The organism is Sunxiuqinia sp. A32, assembly GCF_052690465.1.
Map to the genome: position 1 here is coordinate 1 of NZ_JBQYLI010000005.1, position 22,807 is coordinate 22,807.

16 protein-coding genes are annotated in these 22,807 nt (G+C 38.1%); 8 read left to right on the plus strand and 8 right to left on the minus strand.

Going from position 1 to position 22,807, the window contains the following annotated elements:
* Window positions 1-94 precede the first annotated feature (94 nt).
* The 7 genes from ACUNWD_RS06250 to ACUNWD_RS06280 all read right to left on the minus strand — a co-directional run bounded on the left by ACUNWD_RS06250 (window position 95) and on the right by ACUNWD_RS06280 (window position 12,809).
* Window positions 95-1,552: a sulfatase family protein gene (locus ACUNWD_RS06250; protein WP_445586927.1), complete on the minus strand. Its 1,458-nt coding sequence runs from the start codon at window positions 1,550-1,552 to the stop codon at window positions 95-97.
* 22 nt (window positions 1,553-1,574) lie between these two features.
* On the minus strand, window positions 1,575-3,053 hold the full coding sequence (locus ACUNWD_RS06255; protein ID WP_445586928.1) for a sulfatase: 1,479 nt from the start codon (window positions 3,051-3,053) through the stop codon (window positions 1,575-1,577).
* 47 nt (window positions 3,054-3,100) lie between these two features.
* Window positions 3,101-4,582 carry a RagB/SusD family nutrient uptake outer membrane protein gene (locus ACUNWD_RS06260; RefSeq protein WP_445586929.1) on the minus strand — a complete coding sequence of 494 codons (1,482 nt, stop codon included), beginning with the start codon at window positions 4,580-4,582 and terminating at the stop codon, window positions 3,101-3,103.
* A 26-nt stretch (window positions 4,583-4,608) separates the two neighbouring features.
* Window positions 4,609-7,935: a TonB-dependent receptor gene (locus tag ACUNWD_RS06265; protein ID WP_445586930.1), complete on the minus strand. Its 3,327-nt coding sequence runs from the start codon at window positions 7,933-7,935 to the stop codon at window positions 4,609-4,611.
* A 160-nt stretch (window positions 7,936-8,095) separates the two neighbouring features.
* Entirely contained in the window at window positions 8,096-9,109 is a 1,014-nt protein-coding gene (locus ACUNWD_RS06270; protein ID WP_445586931.1) for a FecR family protein, read from the minus strand.
* Between the two features lie 119 nt (window positions 9,110-9,228).
* On the minus strand, window positions 9,229-9,819 hold the full coding sequence (locus ACUNWD_RS06275; protein ID WP_445586932.1) for an RNA polymerase sigma-70 factor: 591 nt from the start codon (window positions 9,817-9,819) through the stop codon (window positions 9,229-9,231).
* Between the two features lie 80 nt (window positions 9,820-9,899).
* Complete coding sequence (locus ACUNWD_RS06280; protein WP_445586933.1) at window positions 9,900-12,809, minus strand: FAD-binding and (Fe-S)-binding domain-containing protein; 2,910 nt, start codon at window positions 12,807-12,809, stop codon at window positions 9,900-9,902.
* 430 nt (window positions 12,810-13,239) lie between these two features.
* On the opposite strand from ACUNWD_RS06280, the gene pta reads away from it, so the two are divergent.
* The 8 genes from pta (at window position 13,240) to ACUNWD_RS06320 (ending at window position 21,152) form a co-directional block, all read left to right on the plus strand.
* Window positions 13,240-14,244 (plus strand): phosphate acetyltransferase, encoded by a 1,005-nt coding sequence (pta, locus tag ACUNWD_RS06285; RefSeq protein ID WP_445586934.1) that lies wholly within the window; start codon window positions 13,240-13,242, stop codon window positions 14,242-14,244.
* Window positions 14,245-14,255: 11 nt separating this feature from the next.
* The gene (locus ACUNWD_RS06290; protein WP_445586935.1) at window positions 14,256-15,227 is read left to right on the plus strand and encodes a 3-hydroxyacyl-CoA dehydrogenase family protein; all 972 of its coding nucleotides are present in this window, start codon (window positions 14,256-14,258) and stop codon (window positions 15,225-15,227) included.
* A 34-nt stretch (window positions 15,228-15,261) separates the two neighbouring features.
* Window positions 15,262-16,473 carry an acetate/propionate family kinase gene (locus tag ACUNWD_RS06295; protein ID WP_445586936.1) on the plus strand — a complete coding sequence of 404 codons (1,212 nt, stop codon included), beginning with the start codon at window positions 15,262-15,264 and terminating at the stop codon, window positions 16,471-16,473.
* Between the two features lie 178 nt (window positions 16,474-16,651).
* A complete protein-coding gene (locus ACUNWD_RS06300) occupies window positions 16,652-17,557 on the plus strand; it encodes a phosphate acyltransferase (RefSeq protein WP_445586937.1) in 906 nt (301 codons plus the stop codon).
* 4 nt (window positions 17,558-17,561) lie between these two features.
* Window positions 17,562-18,647, plus strand: a complete 1,086-nt coding sequence (gene buk / locus ACUNWD_RS06305; protein ID WP_445586938.1) for a butyrate kinase — start codon at window positions 17,562-17,564, stop codon at window positions 18,645-18,647.
* 188 nt (window positions 18,648-18,835) lie between these two features.
* A complete protein-coding gene (locus ACUNWD_RS06310; protein ID WP_445586939.1) occupies window positions 18,836-19,444 on the plus strand; it encodes a hypothetical protein in 609 nt (202 codons plus the stop codon).
* The gene (locus ACUNWD_RS06315; protein WP_445586940.1) at window positions 19,441-20,475 is read left to right on the plus strand and encodes a sensor histidine kinase; all 1,035 of its coding nucleotides are present in this window, start codon (window positions 19,441-19,443) and stop codon (window positions 20,473-20,475) included. The genes ACUNWD_RS06310 and ACUNWD_RS06315 overlap by 4 nt, the downstream gene beginning before the upstream one ends.
* Window positions 20,472-21,152 carry a LytR/AlgR family response regulator transcription factor gene (locus ACUNWD_RS06320; RefSeq protein ID WP_445586941.1) on the plus strand — a complete coding sequence of 227 codons (681 nt, stop codon included), beginning with the start codon at window positions 20,472-20,474 and terminating at the stop codon, window positions 21,150-21,152. The genes ACUNWD_RS06315 and ACUNWD_RS06320 overlap by 4 nt, the downstream gene beginning before the upstream one ends.
* On the opposite strand, the gene ACUNWD_RS06325 is transcribed toward ACUNWD_RS06320, so the two are convergent.
* Complete coding sequence (locus ACUNWD_RS06325; protein WP_445586942.1) at window positions 21,144-22,619, minus strand: aminotransferase class V-fold PLP-dependent enzyme; 1,476 nt, start codon at window positions 22,617-22,619, stop codon at window positions 21,144-21,146. The two genes, ACUNWD_RS06320 and ACUNWD_RS06325, sit on opposite strands and share 9 nt — an antisense overlap.
* Window positions 22,620-22,807 lie beyond the last annotated feature (188 nt).

The window sequence follows — 22,807 nt, forward strand, 5'->3', positions numbered from 1 at the left end:
AAGATTGATAACTTTCAATCTTTTTCCCACTCTTCGCTGAAAATAAAAAGAGGCCATCTCTTTTGAGACAGCCTCTTCAAACTTAACCTCTGTATCACTCGGAAACTTTTGTATTCATTTCAACAGGCATTGACTCTCGCCATTCAAATACTTTCTCCTTTAGCTTCTGAGCTATCTTTGGTTCCTGTTCAATCAAATTTATCTTCTCAACAGGATCATTCTTCAAATTGTATAGCTGTCCAGTGCTGCCGTCGGTATTAATCAGCAATTTCCAGTTTCCATCACGGATTGCCAGGTTCGGGGAAATATTATTTCTATTTCCCGGCAATATAGAACCACCCGGGTTACTTGCATATTCCCACATAACCGGTGGAACCTGCTCCATTTCATTACCGCCGAAAGCCATACTTTTATCAGTTCCATCCAAATTATCCGGATAATCGATTCCCAACAAGGTACACACAGACGGAAACAAATCGATTGCTGAAATGATGGTTTCATTGTCCGTTTTTCCTTCAGGGAAATGGCCTTTCCAGTAAACAATGAAAGGCTCTCTGATTCCACCCTCATACAAACTCCACTTACGTCCTGATAAACCTCCGGTAAAACCAGGAGCATATAGTTCTCCATCATAGTTCTCCGGATACCTCGCTGCATTGTAATAGTGCGGCCAGTCTGTCGGACCATTGTCACTTGCCAATAATACAATCGTATTTTCGAGCTTGCCCATTTCGTCAAGTTTGCTCAGGAAGCGTCCAATTTGAACATCCAGTTCTTCAAGAACAGCAAAAAATTTCTGTTCATAGGGGTTCTTGGTCACACTCTTCCACTTCTTTACTTTTTCCGGATCGGGAAGGTGTTCGTCATGCACATCATTGGTACACAGGTTTACATAGAAAGGTTTGTCTGTGCATTTTTCAATAAAAGCAAGTGCGCTATCCACATAAATTGAAGATGAGACACACTTTTCAGCCCAAATGATTTTTCCCTTTCCCAGTTTGGCACTTTGCTCACACAAGCCATCATTGGGGAATAAAACCCGATCACCAATTCCTTCAAACGCAACCACAGACTTGTCGAATCCATATTCTGTAGGATAAGGAACATTTCCAAGGTCACGACCTCCACCCATGTGCCATTTCCCAAAATGACCGGTTGCGTATCCGTTGCTGTGCAAGGTGCGAGCTAAAGTTGTAACTGATGGGTCAAGATAGTTAGCCATTGCCCGCTCGCTGTTTTGTTTTGAGCTGGCAATGTACGAATGGATCTTATGCCGCATCGGATAGGTACCGGTATTCAACGCAACCCGTGAAGGTGAACAAATGGGTGAGTTTACATAGAAATTTGTAAACCGAACTCCCTTATCTGCCAAGGCATCAATATTTGGAGTCTTCACAATTGTATCTCCATAACAGCTTAAATCGCCATAACCCATATCATCAATGAATATGATGGCGACATTGGGAGTAGTAACTTCTGTTGTGTTTTTTTCTTTTTGATTGCAGCCATAAGCCAAAAAGAATATAAAACTTATTATTAGTATCTGCTTCATTTATATAGGTATTTAATGATAATTATCGAGCCTTGTACTTAAACCAGGTATCAACATCCATGTTTTCATTTTTTGTTGGGAGCTTTGCATTTACAGAGTTTAGCCAGGTTTTCAACTCACTAAGAAGGCTGTCTGCCAGTTGAGATTTAGCAGTTGACAAATCATTTAACTCTCCGGCGTCAGACTTAATATTAAATAATTCGATTCGTTCCCCTAATATGAGCTTACCATAAGGTTTGTCCTGCACGGGTGAAAAACTATCCGTTTCCAGGTAATCTCCATAATAGTAGATTAGTTTATAGTCTCCTTTTCTTATAGCACTGGATGGGGTTTTGCCGTAATCATGGATATAATGTGGATGATGCCAATAAATATTCTCACGTTTTAAGCTTGAATTTCCAGTAATTGAAGGTAATATACTTTCACCATCTACTATTTTATTCTCTGGAGTTGTTCCACCAGCTAATTCCATAAAAGTTGGAAACATGTCAACAATATGAATAGGTTCACTGCACTGTTTTTTATTAGATTTCAATCCCGGATAAGAGACTATTAGAGGCACACGTATTCCACCTTCATATAACAATCCTTTTGCCCCTCTTAAAGGTGCATTATCCCAAGCTCTGTTGAGGGCACCATTATCAGAGGTAAATATTACAACGGTATTCTTATCTAATCCCATTGATTGTAAGCTATCTTGCAATTTCCCAACCTGACTATCAAGTAAGTCTGTCATTGCCAAATATTCTGCAGTGGGAACTTCGGTTACATCACCAAACCGGTTTGTTGATTTTTTATACCCCATGCTAGCATATTTTTCAACTAAACTATCCGGTGCTTGCAATGGCGTATGAATATTGAAATAAGATAAAAATGCGAAAAAGCGATGATCTTTGTTGTTTTTTATAAACTTGATTATTTCATCTGTTTGTTCGACTGTTGCTTTTCCCTTATCAACCTGATCCCATGGTTTTTCTTTGGCAACACCTACAAAATCAAACCCATAAAATTCTTTCTTCTCAATATCAGTAGAATTTCCCACATGCCATTTCCCACTGATAGCAGTAGCGTAGCCAGCATCTTTGAGCATATTAGCCACCGTGTAATTGTTTACAGGCAGCTTTTTTACTGGATTAGGGGTTAGCAAGGGGGCATTAGGGTAAACACGGGTGGTGTGGACTTGCGTTATGCCTGTCCTTGCACTGTATTGCCCAGATAAAAACTCCGCCCTTGTTGGCATACACTCCAAAGAAGTATATGCTTCTGTAAACCTTACGCCATTCTCTGCTAATCGATCAATGCTTGGAGTTGGGATATGCACATTCCCATAGCAACCAGGCCCATTCCATCCCATATCATCTGCTAAAATAAAGACAATATTGGGCCTGTTATCTTCCTGTTTGATATTCTGTTTTGTGTTTTGTGTTTTATTTCTGCATCCTGCAAAATAAAATGTTACTGCAAAGATTGCCAATAAAACATATATACTCTTACTTTTCATATTAGTGTAAAAAATAGGTGGATTTAGAATCCACCTATTGCTTATTATTAATAACCAGCGTTTTGTTCCAATAACGGATTGGCATCAGTTGCCGATGAAGGAATTGGAAACCAAAGATGATTGTCTGTAGCATTGGATATTCCTCTATCGTGGGCATATTCAATGAACTTTCCATTTCTTATCAAATCTCTTCTTCTTTTACCTTCGTACCAGAATTCCCATCGTCTTTCCTTTAAAATTTGCTCAATTAGTGCATCTTTGGTACTAAAATCAGCTAACTGAATATCTTCCAGACCAGCCCTGTTTCTGATTTGGTTAATCAAATTGATTGATTCTGAATTCGGACCGCTCAATTGATTTAATGCCTCTGCTTTTGATAGCAAAATATCAGCATAACGAATCATTGGAAAATCATTACCGTGCGCATCACCCGAAGCCTCAGGATCCGGTGGATATTTTAACGCACGTGTAGCATCCGTATAGTCCGTTAATAGATTGACGATATTTCCTGAAGTGTTAATATACTTGGTAAGAATCCGCTTTCTTCTGTCATCATTTTCATCAAAACTGTAATAGAATTCATCATACAAACGATACTGAGATGCGTAATTTGCCCATTTCTCATTTACAATTCCTTCCAAACCTCCATCTAGGCCTTCCTTGTAGCCCCAAGGTAAAGTCGTAGCTAAAAGGTTATTTTTATTTCCCTGATTGGCCAATTTTGCTTTAACCAAAATAAACTCGCTGTTGTGTTCATTTTCAAGCGCGAACAAGTCATAATAATTAGCGAATAATTCAAATTCATTGCTAGTAATAATATCCTGGGCAACATTTGCACATTTTTGCCATTGCAATGTATTAAGATACCATTTGCATAATAATGCTTGGGCTCCACCGGAGTGCACACGGCCATAGGCTGGTTCATTTCCCGGATCGGGAAGATCTGGAATCACAGCCAGCAGCTCAGTCTCAACAAAGGTGTAAAATTCTTCTTTTGTTGGTCTTGCAATTTCAAGTGGATCATTTTGGCTTGTTCTTAATGGTAATGGCCCGTATTGGTTCCATAACTGATAATATGCCCAGACCCTCAAGAATCTGGCTTCAGCAAATATCTGACTTTTATCCTGATCACTGCTAAAGTCAGATACATTCTCGACACTCTCCATTATAATGTTTGCATCCCGAATCATCTGCCAATATTCCATCCAACAAAAAGCTTCCAGCGTACTTGAAGGATCCCATCTAAAACCGATTAATGGAGCTGCCGTTCCGTTTTCACCACCTCCGGTTTGCCACAATTCATCGGTGGTCATTTCTTCTCTCTTGACAATATTTCTGGTTCTGGCAATGCCTCCATTCCTGGCATATGCATCTGCAAGTACAGACTCCAAGCCTTTTTTTGTACTCAATAGATTTCCTGAGGCAAATTGCGATTGAACGGGCTCTTCCAAGATATCCTCGCATCCATGCAATACAAAAATTGCGATCAGGGCTAAAATTGATATTTTAAATTTATATAATGATTTCATTTTAAATTACTTTTAAGTTAATACGATTAAAAATCAACCTTTATCCCAAATATTAAAGTTTTCGCCGTTGGATAGGCATTGAAATCTATCCGGAAATTAGGATTATCGTTGGGGTTCACTGCCGGATCTAATCCAATATAATCAGTTAGTGTATAAAGGTTCTCTCCAGTAACATAAACTTGGGCAGACTTAACAAATCTATTTAATCGAGGTAAATTGTAACTTAATCTTACCGTTTTAAGCCTTATGTATGAAGCATCAAGTAAGGTTTGAGTATTGGCAACTCTACGTCCAAATTTCAGCGGGTCAACAAATGAGGGATATTCGTTGGTTGGATTGTCAGGTGTCCAACGGTTCAAATAAGGCTCTGCAAATTTGTTTCTCCTAAAGTTAATTGGGAAATAATTGTCAATCAGGTTCCCGTTTAACATGTCAACACCTTGAACCCCCTCAATAAATACGAATAAACTAAAATCTTTATAGGAGAATGTATTTGCCATTGACCATTGATAGTCTGGGAATGAATTTCCTAAAACGACTCTGTCTTTGTCCGTAATTACTTTATCTCCGTCCTGATCTACATACTTTAAATCACCGGGCTGATAGTCTTCTGTAAACTGGCTAAAATCGTCTCCTTGCTGCCAAATTCCGTCAACTTCCCATCCATAGTATGAATTTAGTGGTAATCCAGGTTTAATGATTGCTACCTGTGTAACGTGAGTGTATCCTGCACCAACAATAATCTCCGAAATATCACCCAAATCTTTTACTTCATTTTTCATTGTAGTAAAAGTAATGTCAGTTCTCCAACTAAAATCTTGGTTAGTAATATTTACTGTGTTCAACGATAATTCAAATCCACTATTATCTATACGTCCAACATTTGATAAGATACTACTAAAACCTGTTGATTGTGGAACGGGTAGGTTCAGAAGCATATCAGTTGTTTTTTTGGTAAAATAATCGATGCTTCCACTTATTCTACTATTCAAAAATCCATAATCTACGCCCACATTAATTTGTTCAGTGGTCTCCCATTTCAGATCTGGATTTGGAATTCTCAACGGTGCAGTTCCTGTAACCGGACTTTCATTCCAAATTGCCGTACCTCCTGAACCAAAAGTACTTAATGAAGGAAAATTGCCAATTTCCTGGTTACCCGTTTGTCCCCAGCTTGCCCGAACTTTCAAGTTGCTTATATAGTCTGCACTTTTAATGAATTCTTCATTAGATACTTTCCAGGCAAGAGCAGTAGAAGGGAAAAAACCAAATTTGTTGTTTTTACCAAAACGAGAAGAACCATCTGCTCTTATCGTCGCAGTAAGAAGGTATTTGTCATTCAATGAGTAATTTACACGACCAATATAGGAAGCCAGCCTATTACCAGTTAGGTAATTACTAATGTCAAAAGTGGATTGATCCCCGATTCCAAGGCTGTTCGCTCCAAGTGATTCATTCGGAAAGCCACTTGCCTGATTACTAAGGCCATTGGCAACAAACCGTTGGTAAGTTGCCCCAGCCATAGCACTGATTGAATGAATATCGAAAGTTTTACTGTAATGAACTGTCCCTTCAACCAGGTAGTTGCTTTTCTCTACATTTTGATTTGCAGCGATTCCTGCATTGTTCCTACCGGCTTTAGTCAGGCTGGAAATAAAACTTTTACGACTTTCGTTTACAAAATCACCACCAACATTCAGTTTTGCAAATACGTTAGAAGTGAAATGATATTCACCATACATCGAAGCCATGATTCGATTCGTATTTGATACTGAGCTCATGCCTTCTGAAATAGCAACAGGATTGTCTACCGTCAACAATGGGGATAATGCATAATCACCATTATCGTCAAATACAGGCAACGTAGGATCAAAATTATATGCGGAATACAATGGTCCTGCCCATTCGTTAATTCCAAAACCGTTTGCAATGAAATTATCTTTCGTGTAAGTACCGGTAGCATTAAAGCCAATATTGAATTTATCTGAAAGGTCTGATTTTAGGTTTATTCTTGCTCCATACCTGCTAAAGTCAGTATTCTTCATAATCCCTTCCTGATCCATATAATTTAAAGAAATATAGTAGGAAGTCTTTTTAGTACCGCCTGAAAATGCCAGTTGGTGGTCGTGAACTAAAGCATTTGCGTTATTCAGTTCTTCCTGCCAATCCGTTCCTTTTCCTCCGTTTGCTATTTCACCTACCAAAGATTCTTCGCTTTCTCCACCTGCTGCAATAATTTCATTAATAACTTTTTTATAATCTTCAGCACTTAAAAGATCTAGTTTCCTTGCTCTGTTTTGCACCCCAAGGTAACCTTGATAGGTCACTTTCATATTTTCATTTTTTCCAGACTTGGTAGTAATCAAAATTACACCGTTCGCCCCCCTGGAACCATAGATAGCAGTAGCAGATGCATCTTTCAATATTTCAATTGATTCAATATCAGAAGGGTTTATCGAAGCGAGTGGGCTTCTAGGGCTTCTGTTATTACCAAAAGCATTTATCGATCCGTTGCTTACAGCCCTTGAATTGTCAATTGGTAATCCATCGATAACGTAAAGTGGACTGTTCCCAGCATTTATTGAACTTGCTCCCCTGATATTAATGGAAATACCGCCACCTGGCTCGCCACTATTCTGAACAACATTTACACCAGCACTCTTACCAATCAGCATCTGGTCGACCGAATTTGTCACACCTTCCTGCAATTCGTCTATTTTTACCGACGAAACAGATCCGGTAATATCACTTTTCTTTATCGTACCGTATCCAATAGCAACCACTTCTTCCAATCCAATGGCATCTTCATCCATCACAATATTTATGGATGATCTTCCATCAATCAGTGTTTCTTGAGTTTTCATTCCAACAAATGAGAAAACAATTGTTGCATCAGCTGGAACATTCTGTAATTTATAGTTACCCTCAAAATCAGTGATTGTTCCTTTAGTAGTCCCCTTTATTAGTACTGTAACACCTGGGAGCGATTGCCCTTCTGAATCTGTCACTTTACCCGAAACTTCTTTTTCTTGTTGATTTTGATTATTACTCACGGATGATGACAAAACAATCTGTCGATTATAAATTTTATAGGCTACATCCGTTTCTTTAAATAGTTCCTTTAAGGTATTTTCGAGATCTTGATTTTCAACCTTAATATTCACTTTTTGAGTAACATCAATCAATTTACCATTGTACAAAAAATAGTAATTTGACTGGTCTTCAATGGTTTTCAATACATCTTCGATTGTGGTATTTTCCTCCGTCAGAGTAAATCGCGTTGTTTGAGAATACACTCCATTTGCAAAAATCTGAACTGCAGAAAACAAAACAACTAATAGTGTGATCTTCATTTTAAGAAAAATTTTTTTAGGAGAAATACATGTTCTCTCCCCCCAATCGTGGGAATGATTTTTTTTCATAAATTTGTACGTATTAGATTAATAAATTGATTAATCCTGTGCAACCAGGATTTTTCGAAAGGGAAGTGTCCAGCTTCCCTTTTTTGTTAGTTTAATTCATATTCTTTTCTGTTTTTTCAATAATTACTTTTCGTTTAGTATAAGTTGAATCATCCAATTGATAATTGTTTATTATCTTATATTCTATAGGGGATGTATACGAGAGTAAACGAAGAACTTCTTCTAATGATTCATTTTCAAATGTTGCAGTGAAAACGTATTCATTCAACGCAGCATCTTCAATAACAAATTCAGCATTAAACCAATGTCCCAGTTTATTAGCTACATCCAGCATATTATCATTATTAAAAATTAGCTTCCCTTCAATCCAACTAAGATATTTTGTACCATCAACTTTTTGGATGTTAATTCTTTTTTCAGCTTTATGCACAACAACCTTCTCTCCACTATTCAGTTTAGCGCACCGCGTCTCCTTATCATTTCGCATTTCAACTAAAGAGACGACACCGGATTCAAGGTAAGTAGTTGTTTTACAATCATCTTTATAATTGCTGATATTGAATTTTGTACCGGTTGCTTTTATCATAAAATCTCCCAGATCAACATAAAATGGATGTCTTTTATCAGATTGAACTTGAAAATAAGCTTCCCCGAGCAGCTTTACCTGCCTTTTATTTCCTTTAAAGTTTTCCGGATAAAATAATTTACTGCCAGAGTTCAACCATACTTTGGTTCCATCGCTCAATTGAATTTGAGAACGCACTCCAAATGCGGTTTCGGTTGATTTTACAATGCCATTTCCATCATTCAATATTGAATGTCCTATTATTGAAAAGGCAGTATAAATAATTAAGGGAACAACTATGACAGCCGCAACTTTTTGGAAATTAGAATAGATTTTTCGAACTACTCCACTGGAGCTAATTTTCGATTTCATGGTTTGCAGATCCTTCAAAGTATCTACTTTTCGCATCGCCTGCAACCGTTGCGAATATGTCAGAACTTTATGTATCTCGTTATACTCCTCAACATTGTCAGAAGATTCATCCACCCATTTACGTAGGGTCTCTCGCTGTGAATCACTCAAAGAGTTTTGATTCTCCATCTCTATCAATTGGTATATATTATTATTTTCTTTCAATTTCTGGTGTATTTACCATCAAGACGATAATTTTTCAATTTCCCCCTATGCCTAAATACGCTAAATTGAAAAAAATGATCTTTTTATTTGAAGAAATGGAAACTTTCGAATAAAATAAGAAGAGGAAGATATTCTTTTAATTCTGTTTTTAAAAAACGAAGTGCTTTGGTCATTTGGTTTTCAACCGTTTTTTCTGAGATATTCAATTCAACTGCAATCTCCCTGTTTTTAAGTCCTTTAAATCGACTAAGCTCAAAAACTTTACGGCATCGTTCGGGTAATTTATTCAGGCTATGAGAAAATAATTCTTCCAATTCTGACAAAACAAAAGTATCTAAACTATTATCCGCAATTTCAAGTCCTGCAATTTCTTCGTTAAGCTTAAAATGCATCTTATTCTTTTTCAAGAAATCAAGACACTTATTTTTTACTGATACAAATAAATACGCCCGCACAGATGTTTCAATAGAAATTTTCATACGATCATTCCAGAATTTCAAGAATACATCCTGCACGACATTCTTCGCATCATCTTCTGAAAGAGAAATCAAATTTTGAGCATATACACAAAGACCCGGATAATAATAATTGAAAAAGAAATCAAAAGAGTACTCTTTCCCTTTTTTCATTTCTTCAAATAAAAACAGTTCCTGAGTATGTTCTTTTAGCTTCATATCGATTTGCAAAAATTGGCTGGATAAAAGTAATTTATTTTACAGACAGTCAAAAAAAACGTTTTTAATTAGCTTTTTTTTTATGCTAAAGCTTGATATAATATCTCAACGGGGTGCAATACCTTTCGACCTGTTCCCTCCTCAATATGATGACGACACGATGTTCCCGGAGCAGAAATGATTTCCTCTTCTGTTGCCTCACGCACAGCTGGAAATAAAACCATCTCTCCAATCTTCTGACTTAAGTCATAATGCTCTTTTTCATATCCGAAAGAACCTGCCATCCCACAACAACCACTTGGTATTTCCGACACGTGATAATTCGCTGGTATCTCAAGCATTGTTTTTGTTGATGCAGTTGATGCAATTGCTTTTTGTTGACAATGTCCGTGAAGCCTAATCTCTTTGTGCTTATCTGTAAAATCATCTTTTACAATATTTCCCTTTTCAAATTCCGCTGTAATAAATTCATCAAACATGAATGTATTTTGTGCCAAAACTCTAGCCTTTTCCTGAAATTGTTTACTTACCAAGTCCGGATATTCATCCCTAAATGTAAGTATTGCTGAGGGTTCAATTCCAATCAATGGTGTTTTTTCACAAATCAATTTTTCAAGAAGTAGTACGTTTTCCTCCGCTATTTTTTTTGCTGTTTTTGCCAATCCTTTTGAAAGGTATGTTCTTCCACTTTCCTTGTGCTTTGGAATAGCAACTTCATAGCCCAACTTATTCAGCAATAAAATGGCTTGTATTCCAATCTCACTTTCATTTTGATCGGTAAACTCATCAGCAAATAAGTATACCTTTCCTTTGGGAGCTCCTTGTAAAGTGATTGTCTTTTTATACCATTTACGCAAACTTAACTTCGAAAGAGCAGGCACCTTTCTTTCTCTCGCAAAGCCAATCACCTTTTTAAACAAGTATGAATTAGTGATTTGATTCGTGAATGGCCGGGTTATTCTTCCAATTTTATTTAATCGGGGTAGATATGCTATCAATTGAGCTCGAAAAGGAATTCCATGCAACTCGTAATAATGTTGCAGAAATTCAACTTTAAACTTGGCTATATCCACGTTAGACGGACACTCTGCTTTACAGGCTTTACAGGAAATACATAAATCCAATACCTGGTAAATTTCCTCATGATTGAATGGATTTTCCTTTTCTGAACGGGTCAAAAACTCACGCAAAATATTTGCACGTCCCCTGGTGGTTTTATCCTCATCACGGGTTGCCATAAACGTTGGACACATTGTTCCTCCAATCAATACGCTTTTACGGCAATCACCCGAACCATTGCATTTTTCTATTGCTCTTAAAAAACCTGCCTGATCTGAAAAATCAAAAGTTGTTTCATATTCCTGAGTTTCACCCACCATTAACCGAAGGTTTTCTGTTATGGGTGGTGTATCGATAATTTTACCTGGATTTAAGATATGGTTTGGGTCCCAGGTATTTTTTAATTCCCTAATAAGTTGATAATTGTGATCGCCCAACATAAAAGGTATAAACTCTCCCCGCAGCCTGCCATCACCATGCTCACCACTAAGCGATCCTCTGTATTTTTTCACCAATGAAGCGATTTCTTTAGCAATGGTATGATATAACCCGACATCATTTTCATCTTTCAAATTCAACAGAGGACGAAGATGAATTTCCCCGGTTGCAATGTGCGCGTATTTCACGCAACTCAATCCATATTTTTCCAATACCTGATCAAACTCCGCCATATAATCAGGTAAATACTCTGGAGCAACAGCAGTATCTTCGATGACAGTTGTGCTGCGTTTATCTCCCGGAATATTGGAAAGTAATCCCAATCCGGCTGTTCGCAAGGTCCAAACCTTTTTTATGCTATCGTCACCCAAAACCAGTGGGAAATGATAGCCCAAGCCAGCTTCTCTAAAATCTCCTTCCAGTTTGCCTGCGATCTCTTTCAGCTCTTCTTCAGAATTTCGGCTAAACTCAATCATCAACATTGCTTTCGGATCACCATCAATAAAAAAGCGATTTTTACGCTGTTCAATATTCTCCTTAGTGCAATTCATGATGATGTCATCCATTAGTTCGATGGCATCGGGTTTGTGTTTCAGCGCAACCAAATTTCCGAGATATGAATCCTGAAGACTTGAAAAATGCGCACAAACCAACCCCTTATATTTGGGAGGGAGTGATATCAGGTTTAATTTGATCTTGGTTGTAAATGCCAATGTTCCCTCACTCCCAGCTAATAATTTACATACATTTATTTTCTCACTGTTTCCGGTAAATGGATCTGTTTCCAACAAAATATCAATGGCATATCCGTTATTTCGACGTTCCACTTTTGGATCAGGAAACTCAGCACGAATTGACTCCTGATTTCTTGGATCAGAAAGTATCTCTTTTAGGTTTCGATATATTTTTGTTTCGAGAGAATCCGGATTCCCTTCACACTTTGCATTAAACTCTTCAGTTGTCAGTTCCTTAAAAGTTATTTCAGAGCCATCGGACAAAATACATTCTGCCTCTAAAATATGATCTCTGGCACTTCCATAAACCAGTGAATGTAATCCGCACGAATTATTCCCGACCATTCCTCCAATGCAGCATCGATTCGCAGTTGATGTTTCCGGCCCGTACATCAATCCATGAGGAGCAAGAAATTTATTTAGCTCACTCAAATTTACTCCAGGCTCCACCCAAATCCATTTTTCATCAAGGGAAAAATCAAGCGCGTGATTCATATACTTCGAAATATCGACTACGATACCCGGTCCTACAACCTGCCCTGCAAGTGAAGTTCCTGCTGCCCTCGGAATAACAGAAGTATCATTCTCCCTAGCAAATCGAATAATGTCAATAATGTCATTTTTTGTTTTAGGTCGACAAACTGCTTGTGGAATTTCCCGGTAGGAAGATGCATCTGTGGCATACAAAATCCGTTGTACATTGTCTGTAAAAATGTCTCCCTCCAGCTTTTCTTTGAGTGTTTGAAAGATATCTTGCATTCCTTCCTGATTACTTTTAATGTAAAAGTATTAAATAAATCTGTTTGAATGATTGAAATTTGATTAGGCGGTAAATTGAAATATTATAAAAATTTAACTTTCTGACTCAAAGTCTCTACAAATAGAGATAATTAGATACAATCGATTGCCTACACCTTTTTATCCCCCTGTCAAAAATTACTTATAACGCCTAAAAATAAGTTGCAACATCAAATATTATCTGTTTTCGAGTAGAACAACCCCATATTTTCTGTACTTTTGCATTTAGAATCTTTTAACCAAAAAGTTTAAAAGCTTAAACTTTGACAATGAGATTATCTGGTTGCAGTTATTACTGATATTGTATAAAACAAGACCAAATTTAAACTAAAAACGGTCGGTTGCAATCTTGAATATTTCATTTGGTAAATGAAAAAATAGGTGTATACACATGAAACTACTTGAACGTGTCATTTTAAATGCACAAAGCTATCAAAAACGTATTGTTCTCCCTGAAGGAATTGAACCAAGAACACTGCGAGCCACAGAGATCATTTTGAACGAAAACATAGCAAGGATATTCTTGCTGGGAAATCCAGTTGAAATTGTTCAGGCTGCAGAAGAGTGTGGTGTAAATATTAAAGGTGCAGTTTTGGTTGATCCAAAAACAGACAGTCGTCGCGACGCTTATGCTGATGTAATGGTTGAAATTCGCAAATCAAAAGGCCTGACAAAAGAAGAGGCACTTGAAATGCTTAACGATCCGTTAGTTTTTGCCCCAATGATGATTAAGTGTGGTGATGCTGATGGTGAAATTGCAGGAGCAATCAATGCGACAGGAGATGTTTTACGACCTGCTTTCCAGTTTGTTAAAACTATGCCAGGTGTAAGTGTTGTTTCCGGAGCGTTTTTGATGTTTGTAAATGATCCACATTTTGGACACGACGGTATTTTAGTGTTTGCGGATTGCGCAGTGATGCCAGATCCTACCGATCAACAACTAGCAGAAATTGCAGTAAGCACTGCAAAAACAGCAAAAGCAATTGTTGGTTTGGATCCCCGCGTTGCGATGTTGAGTTTCTCAACAAAAGGCAGTGCGCAACACCCGCTTGTAGATAAAGTAGTTAATGCAACAAATATCGCTCGACAACTTGATCCTGATTTAATTATTGATGGTGAGTTGCAATTAGATGCAGCTCTCATCCCTGAAGTAGGTAAATTAAAAGCTCCTGAAAGTGAAGTAGCGGGTAGAGCAAATGTATTGGTCTTTCCGGGGCTTGAAGCTGCAAATATTGGGTACAAATTGGTTCAACGTCTTTCACAGGCAGAAGCAATTGGCCCCGTATTACAAGGGATGGCAGCACCAATTAATGATTTATCAAGGGGATGTTCGGTAAGCGACATAGTAAATATGGTAGCAATCACCTGTAACCAGGCAGCTGCCCTTTTCGATTAAAATAAATCAATATGTCCAGTGAATTAATTTATGAACCCATTGAAGAGTTCGGCTTAAGCAAAAAAGATGTAAAGCGGACTCTTTTCTCTAAAATAGGTATAGTGGGATGTGGTTTGGTAGGACAAAACATTGCCCGCGTTGCCAGTTTTTACGGCATTGAAGTCGTATTTATTGAAGTTAGTGAAGAGAAGATCAGGGAAGCTTACCGTAATATTGGTAAAATTCTTGATGACCGGATTGAACATTGGGGACTCACAGAAAGTGAGAAGCGCGCGATACTTGCGCGTATTAAAGGTACTTTAGATTACAAAGACCTTGCAGGATGTGACTTTGTTATTGAAGCTATCCGAGCAGTTGATCGTGGTGGAAAAATCAAAGAGCGCAAGCGCATCTTCCACGATATTGAAAAAGTAGTTGACCCTGAATGTATTATTGCAACCAATTCTACAACCATTGTCGTGACCGAGCTTTCGTCAGAACTTGAGCACAAAGATCGTTGTATTAGCATCCACTTCTTTGTCTCATCACCTGAAGCACGAATTATTGAGGTTGTTAAAGGCCTTTATACTTCGGAAGAATCCTACGACAAAGTCTGTAAGTTCGTCAAACTCATAAACCGAAAAATTGTCCCCGTTGAGGAGTCTGCCGGCCTTGTTAGTGTCCGGCTTTTTGTTGTCTTATTAAATGAGGCATGCGGTATTTTGATGGAGGGCGTTTCAACCATTGAAGATGTGGACCAAACACTTCGAATTGGATATGGAATGCGTTTGGGACCTTTTGAAATAGCTGATAAAATGGGCCTTGATAAGATCGTTCGTTGGATGGAGAACATCCATAGCGAATTTGGGGATATTCGATACAAACCGTCTCAATACATTAAAAGATTGGTTCGCGCCAAGCAACTTGGACTGGAAACAGGAAAAGGATTTTATCGCTATGATGAAAACGGTAACAAATTGTTATCTCATGGTGAAAAGTGTTAATTAGAATTTATTATACATACGAAATATACAGGAAATGAAAGTTCTTGTACTCAACTGCGGAAGTAGTTCAATCAAATATCAGCTTTTCGAAATGAAAGACCACCGGGTAATTGCCAAAGGTGGAGTAGAAAAGCTTGGAATGAAAGGTTCATTCCTGAAGCACAAACACGAGGATGGTCGACAAATTGTTTTTGAAGGCGAAATTCTGGATCATAAAAGTGGAATAGAATACATATTAGGTATCCTTACCAGTGAAAAATATGGGTGTCTGAAAAATATGGAGGAAATTGATGCCGTAGGACACCGTGTTGTTCACGGAGGAGAGCACTTCAGCGGTAGTGAATTTATCACCAATGAAGTTATTGACGAAGTCGCTAAATGCATTGACTTGGCACCCTTACACAATCCACCGAACCTGAAAGGTATTTATGCTATGGAAGAGTTAATCCCGGGCATTCCACAGGTTGGGGTTTTTGACACAGCTTTCCACCAAACAATGGAACCATATGCATATATGTACGGTATTCCTTATGCATTATATAAGAAATACGGAATCCGTCGATATGGTTTCCATGGCACAAGCCACAGATACGTTAGTAAAAGAGCTTGCGAATTATTAGGGCGCGATTATGAAAGTCAAAAAATTATATCTTGCCACCTAGGAAATGGCGCCTCTTTGGCAGCAATTAAAGACGGAAAATCTATTGACACCAGCATGGGATTGACTCCATTGGAAGGGCTAGTTATGGGAACCCGTTCTGGTGATCTTGATATTGGTGTAGTGACTTATATCATGGAAAAAGAAGAGCTTGGTTTGCGCACAACTAATACCTTGTTCAACAAGCACAGTGGAATGCTAGGATTATCTGGTGTTTCATCTGACATGCGTGAAATAGAGGAAGCTAAAGCAAGCGGAAATGAACGCGCAAAAATGGCTTTAGACATCTATAATTATCGAGTAAAAAAGTACATTGGCTCTTACATTGCAGCCATGGGAGGATTGGATATCTTAATCCTTACCGGTGGAATTGGCGAAAATGCAGACACTACCCGAACTGGAGTGGCCAGTGGTCTTGAATATTTTGGAATTCATTTAGATGAGTCAATAAATAAAGGATTCAGAAGTGAAGGTGAAATTAACACCAAAGATTCGCCAGTAAAAATAATGGTGATTCCAACGGACGAGGAATTAATGATCGCCTTGGACACTGAAAAAATTGTAAGAGATCGAGTTGGTTTATTATAATTTTAAATCCAATAATTTCAATTTATAAGAAATTGAAAAAACATATTTCTACATTGAAACATCCGATGTTATTTAGCATCGGATGTTTTGTTTTTCAAAGGTTTAAAAACATTTTTTAGTTTGACTTTTGTTATGTAATTTAAATTGATCAAATCATATTTTCAACTAAAAATTTAAAATGAGAATAGAACGACTTTCCCAACTTTTCGATCTCATAAAAAAACAACCAGCGAAAAGAATGGTCATTGTCAATGCCATTGACAACCACAGCATTGAAGCAGCAAAAATGGCATCAGACATGGGATTAGTCAAAGTCATTCTTACTGGAAATACAGAATTAATTAAAAAAATCTGCTCCAAGCTTAATGTAGATGATACGATTTTTGATTTGGTTGATTCCACCTCTGAGGATCATGCTGCACTAATAGCAGTGAAAATGATAAAAGAGGGCAAAGCTGACTTTCTGATGAAAGGATTGATTAATACCGACAAATACATGCGTGCCGTTTTAAACAAAGAATCTGGACTTACCCCAAAAGGAAATGTATTAAGTCATGTTACGGTTATTGAAAACGAAAATTATCACAAACTACTCATAGTTAGCGATGTGGCAGTCATCCCCTATCCCACACTTGATCAAAAAGTTCTGCTTTGCAAATATTTGATTCAAACAGCAAAATTATTGGGCATTGAAACTCCCAAAGTGGCTTTAATTGCTCCAACCGAACAGGTACTGCCCGCGATACCCGCTTGTGTTGATGCTGAACAATTAGTAAAGATGGCGGAGGCCGATAAAATTAAAGGGGGAGTACTTGCCGGTCCAATGGCGCTGGATGTCGCAATTGATAAAGAATCGGCTGAGATAAAAAAAATAGATTCACCAGTTGCTGGTGATGCGGATTGCCTGCTTTTTCCAAATATTGATGCTGGAAATGTTTTTTATAAAATGAACACAAAATTGTGTCATGCCAAACAAGCTGCGGTTGTTGTAGGAGCCAAAGTTCCTGTGGTATTATCATCCCGTGGTGACAGTTCGCAAACAAAACTAAACTCAATAGCGTTAGCTGCTTTGTTAAGCAAATAGGAATATGACCGAATATCGAATATTAGCGATCAACCCGGGCTCAACTTCAACCAAGTTTGCAGTTTATTTTAATGAAGAATGCAAGCTATCAAAGACATTGCGTCATTCATTGCAGGAATTGTCGCGATACCAAAATGTCAATCAGCAATTTGACTACCGTAAGGGGATGATCATTGATGCACTGGTTGAAGAAGGTTTCGAGGTGGACAGCATCAAATATATCATTGGTCGTGGTGGGTTGACCTATCCTTTAGAATCAGGGGTCTATCGAGTTGATAACAATATGATCGCTCATGCCCGTGAAGGTGTATTTGGTCAGCATGCAAGTAATCTTGGCCCAATGATTGCCGATTTTATAGCATTGCAAATCCCTGGTGCAAAAGCATTTATAGCAGACCCAGTTGTTACCGATGAATTAGACGAAATTGCGCGAATCACCGGACACCCCAAATTCATTAAACGATCCATTTTTCACGCACTGAATCAGAAAGCAACAGCAAGGGTTCATGCAAAAAAGATCGGGAGAAAGTACCCTGAATTAAACCTGATTGTTGTCCATCTGGGAGGTGGGGTATCCGTAGGAGCACATAAAAAAGGACGAGTCATCGATGTAAACAATGCACTGGACGGAGATGGCCCTTTTAGCCCTGAAAGAAGTGGTGGACTACCGGTTGGACAGGTCATTGATTTATGTTTCGACAGTGGCCTTTCAAAAGAAGAAATCAGACGAATGGTTGTCGGAGAAGGTGGCTATGTCGCTTATCTGGGGACAAACAGTGCGCTGGACGTTGAAAAGATGGTTCAACGAAATGACGAAAAAGCCAAATTAATTCAGGATGCCCTCGCCTATCAGGTTGCTAAGTCAATTGGAGAGATGGCTGTGGTTCTGGATGGAAAAATTGATGGCATTCTTTTAACCGGAGGGATGGCATACAGCGAATACCTCACCAACTACATCCGCCAACGAACAGAGTTTCTGGCTAAAGTGTTCATCTATCCCGGGGAAGACGAACTGGAGGCCCTTGCGCGAAATGCGTTGAGAGTAGCTCGTGGCGAAGCAGAAGCCAAAGTCTATCAGCCCAAAATGTAAAACAGAAGTCATTTCAGACTTGCTTTGAAAACTCTTCATAAAGCATAAATACAGAACCAAGTTCAGAATGTCGTATCCTTTTTCACAAGGGTATCCAACTCAACGAGAAAACCATTCAAGTCAGCGAAAAAATTTCGTCAACTCTCTAAGAAATTGTTGATTTGGATTAAAATCAAAAACTCAATGTTATGAAAGCACGAAATTTTTTATTCGTTTTTGGAATTACACTTTTACTTTCAAGCTGTATTGTTTTTTCATTTTACCCACTTTACACGGAGGATGATTTATTTGCAAACGACCTCTTGCTGGGTGAATGGGTTGATGATGATTCTTCCATTTGGAAATTTGATTTCAATTACAAAGGAAAAGAAATTCCAGAAAATATTGACAGCACCGCTTACATACTCAGAATCAAAGAAAAAGATGATACTGATTTTGGCAATTCCTCATTTATTGTCCATTTGATTCAGTTAGATGAAACATATTTCCTTGATTTCTATTTAGACGAGTATTTCGAAAGCGATGACCTTACGCTATTTGATTTTCATGTGATGCCTGTGCACAGTTTTGCTAAGCTGGAATTTATAAATGGAGAAGCTCAAATTCACTGGTTTGATCCGGAATGGCTGGAAGATTTGATCAAAGAAAATCGCATCCGCATTCACCACGAGAACAATGGTGAGCAAATTCTATTGACTGCCAAACCGCAGGAATTGCAGAAATTTGCAACAAAATATGTACATTCAGAGGAAGCTCTTGATGGTATCGATGCCATTCTGAAGAAAGTAAATGAATGATTGATCAACTTAAAAATATAATTGTTTGGCTGGCAACCCGTAGGGTTTTGCAACACCTTATGTTTTGGGCGTTATCGTTTCTCGTACTTGTCAATATCTTACGGGTTTCAGCCGAAATCAAATTAATCGATGTCATTTACACGCTTATCTTTCACCTGCCAATTATCCTGGTGGTATACTTAAATGAAGCATTTTTGTTCTCCCGCTTTCTGGTCAAACAAAGGTATCTACAGTATGTCATTTCTGTAATTATTCTATTAACTAGTGGAGCTTTTTTTTATTTATACCTGTTTGAACATTGGATTGATCTAATATTTCCGGGTTACTATTTTATCGCCTACTATACCTTTTGGGACATTTTATTATTTCTGAGTGTTTACCTGGTGCTTACTACTTTAATTAAACTTGCCCGGGGTTGGTTCAAGTTGAATCAAATGGAACAAGAAAAAACATCGACAGAATTAAAAGCTTTGCGCTCTCAGCTAAATCCACATTTTCTTTTTAATAGTTTAAACAGTATTTACAGTCTTTCCCGTAAAAAATCAGATTTAACTCCCATAGCAGTTTTGGAGCTTTCGGACGTTCTGCGCTATGTTATTTATGATGCCGAAACAGAATACATATCGCTGCGAGACGAGCTTGATTTTTTAAATAAATACATCAAATTACAAGAATTACGTTTGGAAAAATCGCTAAGAGTTTCGGTTAATCAAACGGGTGAAATACATGATCACCGCATTGCCCCCCTCCTGTTTTTACCTTTTGTTGAGAATGCCTTTAAATATGCACCTCAAAGCCAACTGAAAACAACATTCATCAATATTGAATGGAACATTTCTAATTCTGAAATCCATTTCAAAATTGCAAACTCACTGGGTGACTCCATGCTAACGGAAAATGAAAAATATAAAGGCCTGGGAATTCAAAATGTAATGAAGCGCCTGGAATTACTGTATCCAAATCAATACAATTTGAAAATTAATAAACAGGAAAATCAATTTGTTGTAGATTTGACTATTCAATTGAAATGAAAACCTATTCGTGCATAATAGTTGATGACGAGCCTCTTTCACGAGAGATAATTGCTGATTATGTCTCGGATTGTCCGGAGCTTAATTTAACAGGACAATTTCCAAATGCTTTTGAGGCCCGGGAATTTCTTCAAAAGGAATCCGTTGAACTCATTTTTCTGGATATTAATATGCCCCGAATGTCTGGTGTCAGTTTTCTGAAAAGTTTGAATCAACCACCAGCCGTTATTTTTATTACCGCCTATCCGGAGTATGCAGTGGAAGGCTTTGATTTAGAAGCGGTAGATTACCTCTTAAAACCAGTTTCCCAGGAACGTTTTATGAAAGCTGTTAACCGCTTTTTGGAAAAGCAACAGGCAACCAATTCCATAGACTATCTCATGGTAAAAGCTGATAAAAAGCTACACCGAATAGAGCTGGATCATTTATTATATGTGGAAGCAATGGGCGATTATATCCGACTAATTACAACCGATAAAAACCTCACAGTTTATGAACGGCTGTCAAATTTTGCAGAGAAACTTCCCGCTGATCAATTCTGCAGAATCCATAAATCGTATTTGGTATCACTTTCAAAAATTGAATATATTGAAGCAAACCAAGTTAAAATTGGAGAAGTAAAACTACCAGTTAGCGCTACTTACAGGGAACAGCTATCCAAACGGTTATCAAGATAGCTCGAACCAATCTTTCACTTGCTCCATGTAGTCTTTTTCCTGTTTATGCCTGAAAGTATTCGTTCTGGGAACTTTTTCATAATCCTTTCGGTAGGTTTCAATATTGTGGATGATATCTTTTAGCGCTTTAATAAACAACTCAACCTCTTCATTCGTCATGGTTGGATGAAGTGACCAGCGAATCCAGCCGGGCTTTTCAGAGAGATCTCCATGATTAATCTTTTCCGTGATTTCCTGTGATCGATCGGCGTCTACTTGCAATAAAAAGTGCCCATAAGTTCCGGCACAGGCACATCCCCCTCTTACCTGAACTCCGTACTTGTCATTCAATAAACGAACCACCAGGTTATAGTGAATTTGCAAAATATAAAACGAAATAACTCCCAGGCGGTCACGCTGATTATTCGCCAGTATATTGACTTCAGGAATGGTGTCCAATCCATCAAAAGCAATCTTCAGTAATTCTTCTTCTCGCTTGCGAATATTATCAATTCCCATTTGATCCTTTAACTGAAAACACAAGGCTGTTTTTATCGATTGCAAAAATCCGGGAGTGCCACCATCTTCGCGAGCTTCAATATTATCCACATACTTGTATTTTCCCCAAGGATTTGTCCAGTCAACCGTTCCACCTCCCGGATGATCGGGAACCAAGTTGTGATACATCGATTTATCGAAAACCAACACACCACTGGAACCCGGCCCACCCAAAAACTTATGAGGTGAAAACATTACTGCATCCAGCTTTTTCATCAGATCTTCCGGGTGCATATCAATTTCATCATAGGGAGCAGAAGCAGCAAAATCAATAAAAACTACGCCGCCATGCTCGTGCATAATTTTCGCCAACTCGGTATAAGGTGTTCGGATTCCTGTAACATTGGAACATGCAGTGAATGATCCAATCTTGAAAGGTCGATCTTTATATTCTTCTAACTTCTTACGCAAATTATCCGGATCGATTAACAGGTTTTCATCGGGTTCAATAATAACCACATCGGCATTGGTTTCGTACCAACTGGTATGGTTCGAATGATGCTCCATGTGCGAAATAAAAACGACTGGCTTCTCTTTATCCTGTTCCTTAATACACTTCGTTCCTGATACCTTACCACATAATTTTAACCCAAGAATGCGCTGAAACTTGTTGATGACGGTCGTCATTCCAAAACCTGCAGTAATTATCACATCGTTGGGGCCGGCATTTACATGCTTTTTAATGATTTGATGAGACAACTGATAGGCATTGGTCATTAGTGCACCGGTTTCACTCGTCTCGGTATGTGTATTCCCCACAAAAGCGCCGAACTCTGATTGTAGCTTTTCTTCAATAGGTTGATACAATCGTCCACTGGCGATCCAATCACCGTAAACAATTGGCTGAGTACCAAACGGACTATCAAAAGTTTGATCAATCCCAACAATGGCATCACGAAACGGTTTAAAATAGGATTCCAGCTTTTTCACAACGTGGTTTTCTCATTCATTTCTACAAAGTAAGCGCATCGAACTGACATAAAAACAGAAAAAAGTCAGCTTTCCGGACGATATAAAACCATTCAATTTTTGAACGGTGACAATTCGTCATTTTTACGGAATGGCATGCCCTTTGAAAAAAAGAGTCTCGTAAAAATGATGTCAAACTAAAATTTATA